General features: G+C 31.5%; 12 protein-coding genes. 5 read left to right on the forward strand and 7 right to left on the reverse strand.

The features are described from left to right. Positions 1 to 158: 158 nt before the first annotated feature. Positions 159 to 998 (reverse strand): hypothetical protein, encoded by an 840-nt coding sequence (locus N5D03_RS11595; protein WP_236688191.1) that lies wholly within the window; start codon positions 996 to 998, stop codon positions 159 to 161. Between the two features lie 258 nt (positions 999 to 1,256). Here N5D03_RS11595 and N5D03_RS11600 point away from each other — a divergent pair, with 258 nt between their 5' ends. The 3 genes from N5D03_RS11600 (at position 1,257) to N5D03_RS11610 (ending at position 3,880) form a co-directional block, all read left to right on the forward strand. Next, positions 1,257 to 1,547, forward strand: coding sequence for a hypothetical protein (locus N5D03_RS11600; protein WP_280049760.1), 291 nt, complete (start codon positions 1,257 to 1,259; stop codon positions 1,545 to 1,547). A gap of 102 nt (positions 1,548 to 1,649) precedes the next feature. Beyond that, positions 1,650 to 3,194: a SulP family inorganic anion transporter gene (locus N5D03_RS11605; RefSeq protein ID WP_038333625.1), complete on the forward strand. Its 1,545-nt coding sequence runs from the start codon at positions 1,650 to 1,652 to the stop codon at positions 3,192 to 3,194. Positions 3,195 to 3,244: 50 nt separating this feature from the next. After that, complete coding sequence (locus tag N5D03_RS11610; protein WP_280051755.1) at positions 3,245 to 3,880, forward strand: carbonic anhydrase; 636 nt, start codon at positions 3,245 to 3,247, stop codon at positions 3,878 to 3,880. Between the two features lie 44 nt (positions 3,881 to 3,924). Here N5D03_RS11610 and N5D03_RS11615 read toward each other — a convergent pair whose 3' ends face one another. The 3 genes from N5D03_RS11615 to N5D03_RS11625 all read right to left on the reverse strand — a co-directional run bounded on the left by N5D03_RS11615 (position 3,925) and on the right by N5D03_RS11625 (position 5,557). Then, the gene (locus tag N5D03_RS11615; protein WP_280051756.1) at positions 3,925 to 4,368 is read right to left on the reverse strand and encodes a hypothetical protein; all 444 of its coding nucleotides are present in this window, start codon (positions 4,366 to 4,368) and stop codon (positions 3,925 to 3,927) included. A 17-nt stretch (positions 4,369 to 4,385) separates the two neighbouring features. Beyond that, positions 4,386 to 4,646 carry a DUF3761 domain-containing protein gene (locus N5D03_RS11620; RefSeq protein ID WP_280051757.1) on the reverse strand — a complete coding sequence of 87 codons (261 nt, stop codon included), beginning with the start codon at positions 4,644 to 4,646 and terminating at the stop codon, positions 4,386 to 4,388. Between the two features lie 458 nt (positions 4,647 to 5,104). After that, entirely contained in the window at positions 5,105 to 5,557 is a 453-nt protein-coding gene (locus tag N5D03_RS11625) for a type I restriction enzyme HsdR N-terminal domain-containing protein (protein WP_280051758.1), read from the reverse strand. A gap of 3 nt (positions 5,558 to 5,560) precedes the next feature. Here N5D03_RS11625 and holA point away from each other — a divergent pair, with 3 nt between their 5' ends. Both holA and trxB read left to right on the forward strand, forming a co-directional pair. Continuing rightward, the gene (gene holA, locus N5D03_RS11630; RefSeq protein WP_280051759.1) at positions 5,561 to 6,571 is read left to right on the forward strand and encodes a DNA polymerase III subunit delta; all 1,011 of its coding nucleotides are present in this window, start codon (positions 5,561 to 5,563) and stop codon (positions 6,569 to 6,571) included. Positions 6,572 to 6,642: 71 nt separating this feature from the next. Continuing rightward, positions 6,643 to 7,590: a thioredoxin-disulfide reductase gene (gene trxB, locus N5D03_RS11635; RefSeq protein WP_280051760.1), complete on the forward strand. Its 948-nt coding sequence runs from the start codon at positions 6,643 to 6,645 to the stop codon at positions 7,588 to 7,590. Between the two features lie 57 nt (positions 7,591 to 7,647). Here trxB and N5D03_RS11640 read toward each other — a convergent pair whose 3' ends face one another. From N5D03_RS11640 to N5D03_RS11650, 3 genes are all read right to left on the reverse strand, one after another. Continuing rightward, on the reverse strand, positions 7,648 to 8,730 hold the full coding sequence (locus tag N5D03_RS11640; protein ID WP_038333616.1) for a DUF695 domain-containing protein: 1,083 nt from the start codon (positions 8,728 to 8,730) through the stop codon (positions 7,648 to 7,650). A gap of 130 nt (positions 8,731 to 8,860) precedes the next feature. After that, positions 8,861 to 9,508, reverse strand: coding sequence for a 2OG-Fe(II) oxygenase (locus N5D03_RS11645; protein ID WP_280051762.1), 648 nt, complete (start codon positions 9,506 to 9,508; stop codon positions 8,861 to 8,863). Positions 9,509 to 9,632: 124 nt separating this feature from the next. Continuing rightward, positions 9,633 to 10,169 carry a GNAT family N-acetyltransferase gene (locus N5D03_RS11650; RefSeq protein ID WP_347880920.1) on the reverse strand — a complete coding sequence of 179 codons (537 nt, stop codon included), beginning with the start codon at positions 10,167 to 10,169 and terminating at the stop codon, positions 9,633 to 9,635. Between the last annotated feature and the right edge of the window lie 20 nt (positions 10,170 to 10,189).

Raw genomic sequence — 10,189 nt, forward strand, 5'->3', positions numbered from 1 at the left:
AAGTAACAATTCTTTATCGAGAAAGGTTAAATTTATAGATAAAAAAAGACATCATCCAGTACAAATTGTACTTAAATGATGTCTCCGCTAATAATTTTTTTCAAATCGTCTAATCGATTCTTAAAATTAGGCTATATATTTTATATTAAACCACTTAATTAAAAGTTTAACTTATTTTTATGAGTAAAAACTGGAATAATTGCTCCAAAAACTAAATTCTGTTGAGAGAATACAATATCTTGTTTTGCTTTATCAGCTTTGTTTGCAGTTGTACGAATATCACTTAAGTTAGCATATCCACCTTTTAATTCGGCTTGTACAAAGAAATAATCCCAAAAAGTAAAGTTGATCCCAACCATTGCAGCTGTAGCAAAACCTGCTAAGTGAAACTCATCATAACGTTCGTTACCCATCAATTTTACGTTAGAACGTGGATATAAAATCCCTGCTCCCAAACCAGCTGTTACGTTAACATCGATTCCTTTTCCGTTTTTTGTAATTGGAAAATGTTGAATATTATCAAAACGACGAACCTCTAAATTAGCATAGTTCAAACCATCTGTATGTTCAAATGTTAAGAAATCTTCTGTTAATTTTTGATCAACATTATTATATGTTCCATCGTAATCTGAACCTGTATTGATGTGACCATTCATTTTTACAACTTGGTCTTGATCCATCACATATTTCATGTGATCAATCCCAAAAGAGATATTCCAATTATCCGAAACAAAGTAACCTAAACGGAAGTTATATTGCGGAATCGTCATAGAACTTGGATTGAAATACTTGATTCCAAAAGAAGTTTGACGGTCATGAGCTGCTACATTATCTAATGTAAAATCGTATCCATCTCCTTTGAACTGAATATCTGATTTTGTATACTGCGCGTGATTCCAACCCCAATAAACATAAAATTTACCTTTATTATTTTTTCCTTGCCCGAAAGTAGTTGCAACCAAAGCAACTAAAAACATTACACTTATATACTTTCTCAAAATTTAACTTTTTGCAAATTTATTCTTAAAAAAATTGAGTAAAAATGATTTATGATATCAATTTTATATCTAGACAATATTTAAAATCAATAAACATTGTTAAGCGTCATAAAATAAAATGATAAATATTTATTAAAAATGATGTTCTCTATTTTGTAATTAAAAATTAAAATATATTTTTGTGACATAATGAAAGACTACCTGATAAAACATAGCATTGGAATTTTTTTCACGCTTCTTTTGGTGTTCAGTACGAACATGCAAGGGTTGGCGGGTTATGTAGATTATCAGATGAGAATGGAGCAACAAGACAAAAAAGATTCTTCTGACAATGATCAAAAAGCTTTGTTTTCTCAAACTTCAACTGAAGAAGAAAATAATCAGAAAAATTCTTCGAGCGAAATCACAGAAAAAATACATTATTTCCACGAAATAAAATTGTTTACATTTTTTAATGTGAAACAAACTACACATTCGGATTTTCATCATTCTAATGCATATGCGTCTTTAGACAATGGTGTGACAACTCCACCTCCAGAATTAGTTTAATTTTTTAATTGATTTTTTGCATCATCCTATTCAAATCTATTGAATGGACAGCAAATTTATTTTATCATTTCAAATTATTAAACAATTCATTTTAAAACTATTATGAATCTTTTTCAAAATTGGAAAAAGGACATACCTGCGAGTATTGTTGTCTTTTTCGTTGCATTGCCTTTATGTTTAGGTGTTGCGTTGGCCAGTGGTGCGCCTTTATTTGCCGGAATTATTGCGGGAATTGTAGGAGGAATTGTTGTTGGTCTTATTTCTAAATCTCAAATTGGTGTTTCTGGTCCAGCTGCTGGTTTGGTCGTTATTGTTTTAACTGCTATTACAGATTTGGGCGCTTACGAACTATTTTTAGTCGCAGTTGTTATCGCCGGAATTTTTCAAATATTACTAGGTATTCTAAAAGCCGGAGTTATTGGTTATTACTTTCCATCTTCGGTGATTAAAGGAATGTTGTGTGCGATTGGTATTTCAATTTTCTTGAAACAAATTCCGTTAGCGTTAGGCTATACAGAAACGTTTAGTTTTAGTAATTTTAGTTTAGATTTTATCACGCCAGGAGCCATTATTATTACAGCAATCTCTTTATTTATCTTGATTGTTTGGGACAATATTTTAGGAAAAAAATCAAACTTTTTCAAATTATTACCAGGATCATTAGTAGCTGTATTAGTGGGTATTTTGTACCAAGTTACAATTGGTGATACCAATCACGAAGTATTTTCTATCGACCACAATTTATTAGTAAAAGTTCCTGTTCCTGAAAGTGTTTCAGATTTCTTAGGACAATTTACTATGCCCGATTTCGCCTCTGGATTAACAAATCCTATGGTTTGGCAAGTTGCATTTACCATCGCAATTGTAGCATCATTAGAAACTTTATTATCTGTAGAAGCAACTGATAAATTAGATCCTTTAAAGCGTCAAACACCTACAAATCGAGAATTGATTGCACAAGGTGTCGGAAACTCTTTAGCTGGTTTAATTGGAGGTTTACCTGTTACGCAAGTTATTGTACGTTCATCTGCAAATGCAATGAGTGGCGGACTTACAAAACTTTCTACAATTACGCACGGTGTTTTATTATTAGTGAGTGTAATCTCTATTCCAATGTTTTTAAATTTAATTCCAAATGCGGTTTTAGCCTCTATCCTATTGGTTATTGGATACAAATTAGGTAATCCCAAACAATTCTTAGATATGAAAAAATTAGGAAAAGATCAGTTAATTCCGTTCGCAGTAACAGTTATTGCAATTTTGGCAACAGATTTATTAAAAGGTATCATCATTGGTCTTATTGTTGGTGTAGTGGTTTCGTTAATCAAATCGTACAACAACTCGCACGTAATGTTGGTGAAAGAAGGAAATGTTTTCCATATGAATTTTGCTGAGGAGGTAACGTTTGTAAACCGCGGTGCAATTGTAAAAGAATTAGATGGTTTGAAACCTGGTTCTAATCTTGAATTAGATGTTCGTAAAACACGAATTTTAGATTATGATATTATTGAATATTTAGATGAATTTAAAGTCAAAGCAAAAAATAATAACATTAATATTCGACTAATTTCCGAACGTGGAACAGTCGATAATCCCCCATCATTCAGAGAGTTTTTTGGTTACGTGTTGGTTGCCGGGGCTCATTAATCTGTAAAAAACATATAAAAATTAAAACACACACAATAAAATTAAATATAATGAAAGCACATACATCAGAAACTCAAGCAACAACAACTCCAGATAAAGCGTTAGAATTTTTAAAAGAAGGAAATGCAAGATTTGTTCAAAATTTAAAAGCGAACAGAGATTTACTTTCACAAGTGAATGACACAAGAGAGGGACAATGGCCGTTTGCGGTTGTTTTGAGCTGTATTGATAGCCGTACTTCAGCGGAACTTATTTTCGATCAAGGTTTAGGAGATATTTTTAGTGTACGAATTGCTGGTAATTTCGTTAATCAAGATATTTTAGGTTCGATGGAATTTGGAACAAACGTGGCTGGCTCTAAATTGATTGTTGTCTTAGGACATTCTAAATGTGGCGCTTTGAAAGGCGGATTAGACGCTGAAGCAATTCACAAAACTGGAATGAATAATTTGTGTCATTTGGTTGATCATTTCAATCCAATTATCGACGAAATTATAAAAGACGGTGAAGAACGTTCTTCTAAAAATGCAGATTTATTAGAAAGATTAAATCACCAAAACGTTATACAAACAATAGAAGATATTCGTAACCAAAGTACAACCTTGAACACCTTAGAAAAAGAAGGGAAAATCAAGATAATAGGTGCAAACTACTGTGTAGATTCAGGCGTTGTAACTTGGTTATAAAACAATTAATTCTTTAGATATTTTTTAGTAATGTAAAAGCCACTCTATTTGAGTGGCTTATTTCTATTAATCATATTATCCATATGATTTTTCATCATTTTATTTAGCTTCGGATTATTTTTTAAACCTTCTCTAGCTAATTCTTCAATTCTTTTGCTTTTTACAGCTTTCTCTCTTAATTCATCATCTATATTACTGTCATTCAAGTCAACTTCTCTATAAAATCTTCTTCCTTTTTCATCATAATCATCAAATCTTACTAAATCTTCTTCTTTTTTAATATGTACTTTATCATTAAACCATATTTTTGAGACTTGATACGACACAAAAATTGTAACAAATTGTAATAAAGTTAACCAAGTTGTAAACACCTCAATAATTGTATATATGATTGACAAAAAAATAACAATATTTCTTATTTTTTTTCCAAAAAATGATGATAGCTGAATAATGAAGAATATTATTATTTGATAAGCAAGTATAGACATATATAGTTTTTTAAAATTTAATTCACCCAATAACTCACCCCTCCATGATGTGAACATGCACCACTTCCTGTTGCTTGTGAAAAAGAACCATCGTTACAAATCGCTCCAGATCTTGAAGGTGTATAATTATAATTTTGGTTATAATTTTTATAATTAATTACTGTATCACAAACACTTACATTATTATAATTATTTTTTTGTAAATCATAATAATCATTTTTGATTATTTTATCTTTCTTAACATCTGATTTAAAAAAGATTGATGTAATTCCTGACATCAAGCCGCAAAAGGCCAATAAAATTATACAAGTAATTAAAAAATTAAAACAACCTTTCATATTTTTCAAATATAAACAAATTCAATAAACTTTTTAAGTAAGTAATTTATTTATCTAACAAATTAAAATATACAACCTACTCAACAACGTCCACAACCAAGCTGACGACTTTCTAAACCCCGTTAGCCTCCAAATTAACTAAGCTGACAGTGTCTTTTACCAAGCTGGCTTGGTTGTGAACCAAGAAAACGAGGTTATCTAACCCCAAATTTGACGTTCCTGACATGGTCAGCTAAGTTCTGGACGTAATCAACTAGGTATAAAACCTCATCAGCTTACTAAAATACAAAGCTAGCTTACTTCGGGACACAGTCAGCTACGTTTGAAACGTACTCAAGATCCATTAAAATCGCTCGAATTGACAAATTTTCACATCAACACATTAACTCATTTTCAAATTATCCTTTCTTCGGCAACTCTTTCATGAAGTTATATCTTTTTTGGACAAAATCCATCAAACAATAATAATGATTCAACCCATTTGTGACCATTAACAATTGAGAACCTAACACAATGTTGTAACGCGCTATTTGATCAAAAGTTGCTTGCGAAATTGCAATATGCGGCGCTTTACATTCCACCATAATAAATGGTTTTTCTTGCTGATAAACGACAATATCCGCACGTTTTCGCATTCCTGTAATATCAATTGGAACTTCCAATGCAATTGCCGAAGTTGAATAACCCAAATCGTTGATTAAATAATTCAAAACGTGTTGCCTAACCCATTCTTCGGGCGTATAGACCAACCATTTTTTTCGAATCAAACAAAAGATATACAATTTATCTTGGGCTTGTTTCAATCTTATTTGGTATTTTTCGGAAAAATTTAATTGTACTAATTCAGTCATTGTATGAGTCCTGTAGAATCTTTGATCAAAGATATAAAAAACAAAAACTATAAACCGATTTACTTCTTGGCGGGCGATGAGCCGTTTTTCATCGATCAGGTAACTGATTTATTGGAAGCGAATATTTTACCAGAAGAAGAAAAAGGTTTTAATCAAACAATAGTTTACGGACAAGATGTAGAAGTTGGGCAATTAATAGGAATGGCACGTCAATACCCGATGGGGGCAGAAAAATCTGTAGTCATTGTAAAAGAAGCGCAACATCTTAGCCGTTCGATAGATCAGTTGGAAATGTATGCAAATCAAGTACAAGATTCGACGGTTTTAATCATCAATTACAAAGGAAATTCACTTGATAAACGCAAGAAAATCTATAAAGTTCTGAATGAAAAAGGGTATTACCACGAATTCAAAAAGATTTATGAAAGCGAGTTACCTTCTTGGATAGAACAAAAAGTTGCAAATAATCAATTTAAAATTGAACAGAAAGCAAAGTTTTTGTTGACTGAATATGTGGGTGCAGATTTATCTCGTTTGAACAATGAATTAGAAAAACTTTTTACAATTGTTGGTGCGGATAAAACCATCACACCAAATCATATTGAAGAACATATTGGGATTAGTAAAGATTATAATGTTTTTGAACTTCGCAATGCAATCGAAACAAAGAACATCGAAAAAGCATTCAAAATCATTAAATATTTCGAAAAAAATCCGAAGGATAACCCGTACGTCGTTTCAATCACAACAATTTTTAACCTATTTACAAACATCATTCAAATTCATGTTACGCCAGATAAATCAAAACAAAATTTGGCAAAAGTATTAGGAATTAATCCCTACTTTGTACAAGGAATGATAACGGCTGCGAGTAATTATCCGTTAAAAAAAACTACGAGAATTATCTCATTTATTCGCGAATATGATTTGAAAGGAAAAGGTGTTGGAACTACTGGAAATGTGACGCCAAGCCAATTGCTGATTGAATTAGTGTATAAAATTATGAATCTATAATTTTCATCTATTTATAGAATCGAGAAAACTAAATAAGAAATACTAAATTTGTAAAAAAATAAAACAACACAATGGAAAATAACGTAAGAGATGTTATCATAATAGGATCTGGACCTGCTGGTTATACAGCGGGAATTTATGCTGCACGCGCAAACATGAATCCTTTGATTTTAACTGGTATGGAGCCAGGTGGACAATTAACAACAACAACAGATGTTGAGAATTTTCCAGGTTATCCAGAAGCAATTACAGGACCAGAATTGATGGCTGATTTACAAAAACAAGCTGAGCGCTTTGGAACTGAAATAAAATACGAATATGTAACGGAAGTAACTTTTGGAGAAAAAGAAGGTGATGTACATATTGTAAAATCAAACAATGGAACTTACCAAGCGCGTTCTATCATTATTTCGACAGGTGCAACAGCGAAATATTTAGGATTAGACGATGAAACTAAATACGCTGGTAGCGGTGTTTCGGCTTGTGCAACTTGCGATGGTTTCTTTTACCGCGGTAAAGATGTTGCTGTAGTTGGTGGTGGTGATACCGCTGCTGAGGAAGCTACTTACTTATCAAAACTTTGTAACAAAGTTTATTTATTGGTTCGTAAAGAAGAAATGCGCGCATCTAAAGCTATGCAAGATCGTGTTACAAATACACATAATTTAGAGGTTTTATACAACCACGAATTAATTGGTTTAGAAGGAAACAATGTTGTTGAAAAAGCTAAAATCATCAACAATATTACAAATGAAGAAAAAGAATTAATCATTGATGGAGTTTTTATCGCGATTGGGCATAAACCAAATACAGAATTATTCCAAGGGAAATTGGATATGGACGAAACAGGATACTTAATCACACAAGATCGTTCGTATAAAACAAATGTACCAGGTGTTTTTGCTGCTGGAGATGTACAAGATTCTGTTTACAGACAAGCAATTACTGCTGCTGGTTCTGGTTGTGCTGCTGCATTAGACGCAGAACGTTATGTTGCAGAATTCTTTGACGAAGTATAATATCGTTTAGCATATATAAGAAAAAAGAAAAGCTCAACCATTGGTTGAGCTTTTCTTTTATTGTCTATATCGTTCGAATTGATGCCAATATTTATCTTTGTAAACTGTAAATGAAATCTCAAAAACGTCTTTATACTTTTGTTCGGTTTCATAGAAAATTTTAGATGGTTTTCTAAAATCTTTACACGCAAAATAAATTTCTCTTTCGCCTTCAGTAGTTTCTCTTCCTACGTTCAAATAACCATCTTCATCTTTCAATGTTTCCATTAATTCGTCTTCTATTGCATTCAATAATTCATAATCCCTAGAATTTGGCATTCCATTCGTTTCGCTACCATCATATTTAATAATCAATGTCGCCAACCACGGATGAGAAGGTTTTGAATCCCAATTCAATAAATTCGTATTAATCACTGCCAATAACATATTTCCGCTTTCTAGCTGCGCTTCTAGCATAGAATAACTATCATTTTCAGTTTCGTATCTTGTTGCTTGATATTGCTCGACAAATTCCTTTTCTCGCCAAGTCAAATAATCCTTCAACTTATTCATCGGAATTAGCTCTTGCTCAGCATCATCTTTCGCAATTACAGATAGATTGTCAATAATTGTAACGGTATTCAATTCGCCTAAATAATTATCTAAAAAGATATAAACTCCATTCAGAATTTGGTTTTTATCTTCTTCTTTATACTCATCGAAAGCAATTACAATATCAATTTCGTCAGGATAATTTTCGTGATTAATGGAATAAAAAGATAGTTTATCTTCATCAAAACTATAATCTCCCATATTCAATCCCATATTTCCAGTTGCAGGCTTTAGAGCAGTAAATTTCCAATTCGGTAAATTTGGAGCAGCTGCCACAAGCTCTTCTACAAAAACGATATTTTTAATAATTCCGTCTGGAGTGAAAATTAGTTCAGCCGTGTTATCATCAGCCATTCCAGTCAAAAAATAAAGCTCACTTTTAACACGATCCAATTGAGGCGATAATTTATCAAAAAAATTAGCTTCTATATTTCGTTGATTTTTTACAGCTTCATAAAATTTTTGTTCATTCTCTTGAAACCATTTCCAGAAAGATTCATAAGAATCAACCTTCTCTTTTTTATTGAAAATATTCTTAAAAAAATTCATAGTTATTTAGTTGTAGTTTAATTTGTAATTAATCAAATATAGAGCTTATTGCTCATCAAATAAATTAATTCTTACTACAATAATCCTACAACCAAATTTCTAAAGTGACTACAAAACGACTACAGATTTTTTACAAATATGTCAATATATTTCCTCTAGTTTTCAACCAACCTGTAATGCTATATCTTGGTCGATTAACGATTTTTACTTCGTGCGGAATACTTTTACTATCAAAAACAGCCAAACGACCAGCAAGAGGTAAAATATCTAATTCTTTTTCAGCCTTATTATCATCTTCCAAATACAAGGTCAATTGTCCGCCAAATTCATCTTTCCATTCTTCATCATTCAAATACAACACAATCGAAAGTGTGCGTCTATCATCATTCTTGAAAGCATCAACATGTTTTTGATAAAATGTCCCTTCGGGATAAATGGCATAATGAAACTCACTTTCCTCAATGCCCATGTAGCATGTTAGATTGAGATACTCAATAAAATCATTGATTTTTGAGAAAAAAATTTCTTCCGTTTCTGTTTTATTTTCTTCATCAATCCATCTGATTTTATCGCCTCTGATTGATTTTACAATTTGTTCGTTAACCGAACTTCCGACGGCTGCTTGATGAAAATCTTTTTTATTTTCTTTTCGAATTATTGCTTCGCGAAGTTGCTTTGTTTCCTCTGTTGAGAAAAAAAAGTCTGAAATAGAGTATTTTTGATTTGATAAGTCATCAATAATCTTTTCATAAATTGGGTTTAATGTAATATTACTCATTCATTATTATGAAAACTTCAGTAAAAGTATATTTTATTACGAAAAACATAATCATATTTTTGAGTTTTTTTCAAAAAAAAGAACAGAAAAAAATCTGTCCTCAAAAAATAGTTTTAATTATCAATTACTTAAACCAGTCAACTTTATTCAACTGATAAATAAAATTTAACTTTGGCTCTTCTCCAAAAAATTCAATTTGTTCTTCTTTCACTTTTTTACAACCCAAGCGCTCTACAGCAATCTGCGAACGTACATTATCAGCACCAACATGCAAATAAATTTTGTCAACAAACTGAAAAATATAATCAAACATCAATTTCTTAACGGACGGATTAAAGCCTTTTCCCCAACAATTCGTCGAATAAAACGTATATCCAACCAAAATAGACGAATCTTGCTCATTATAATCGTAAAAACGAGAACTACCAACAACTTGATTTGTCTGTTTATCAATAATCTTGAAAGCGCCTTTACTTTGAATTGCTCCTTCGAAAAAATTCATAAAAACATCTCTTTTCCAACGATTTTTATTTGGGTGTTGTTCCCAAACTTTCGGGTCTGAAGCAGCTAAATAAAGCGCTTCAAAATCATTATCGTTGAGCGGTTGAAGTTCTACTAAATCATTTTCTAAATTGGGCTGAATATTTATCATTTGTTTCATTTAATACAATACTAATTTAA

The organism is Empedobacter sp. GD03861, from assembly GCF_029840885.1.
GTDB classification, from domain to species: domain Bacteria; phylum Bacteroidota; class Bacteroidia; order Flavobacteriales; family Weeksellaceae; genus Empedobacter; species Empedobacter falsenii_B.

Bases quoted from the DNA above. Each gene is read 5' to 3' on its own strand.
- N5D03_RS11600 (WP_280049760.1), top strand. From the start codon at position 1,257: ATGCAAGGGTTGGCGGGTTATGTAGATTATCAGATGAGAATGGAGCAA.
- N5D03_RS11605 (WP_038333625.1), top strand. From the start codon at position 1,650: ATGAATCTTTTTCAAAATTGGAAAAAGGACATACCTGCGAGTATTGTT.
- N5D03_RS11610 (WP_280051755.1), top strand. From the start codon at position 3,245: ATGAAAGCACATACATCAGAAACTCAAGCAACAACAACTCCAGATAAA.
- N5D03_RS11615 (WP_280051756.1), bottom strand. From the start codon at position 4,368: ATGTCTATACTTGCTTATCAAATAATAATATTCTTCATTATTCAGCTA.
- N5D03_RS11620 (WP_280051757.1), bottom strand. From the start codon at position 4,646: ATGTCAGGAATTACATCAATCTTTTTTAAATCAGATGTTAAGAAAGAT.
- N5D03_RS11625 (WP_280051758.1), bottom strand. From the start codon at position 5,557: ATGACTGAATTAGTACAATTAAATTTTTCCGAAAAATACCAAATAAGA.
- holA (WP_280051759.1), top strand. From the start codon at position 5,561: ATGAGTCCTGTAGAATCTTTGATCAAAGATATAAAAAACAAAAACTAT.
- trxB (WP_280051760.1), top strand. From the start codon at position 6,643: ATGGAAAATAACGTAAGAGATGTTATCATAATAGGATCTGGACCTGCT.
- N5D03_RS11640 (WP_038333616.1), bottom strand. From the start codon at position 8,730: ATGAATTTTTTTAAGAATATTTTCAATAAAAAAGAGAAGGTTGATTCT.
- N5D03_RS11645 (WP_280051762.1), bottom strand. From the start codon at position 9,508: ATGAGTAATATTACATTAAACCCAATTTATGAAAAGATTATTGATGAC.
- N5D03_RS11650 (WP_347880920.1), bottom strand. From the start codon at position 10,169: ATGAAACAAATGATAAATATTCAGCCCAATTTAGAAAATGATTTAGTA.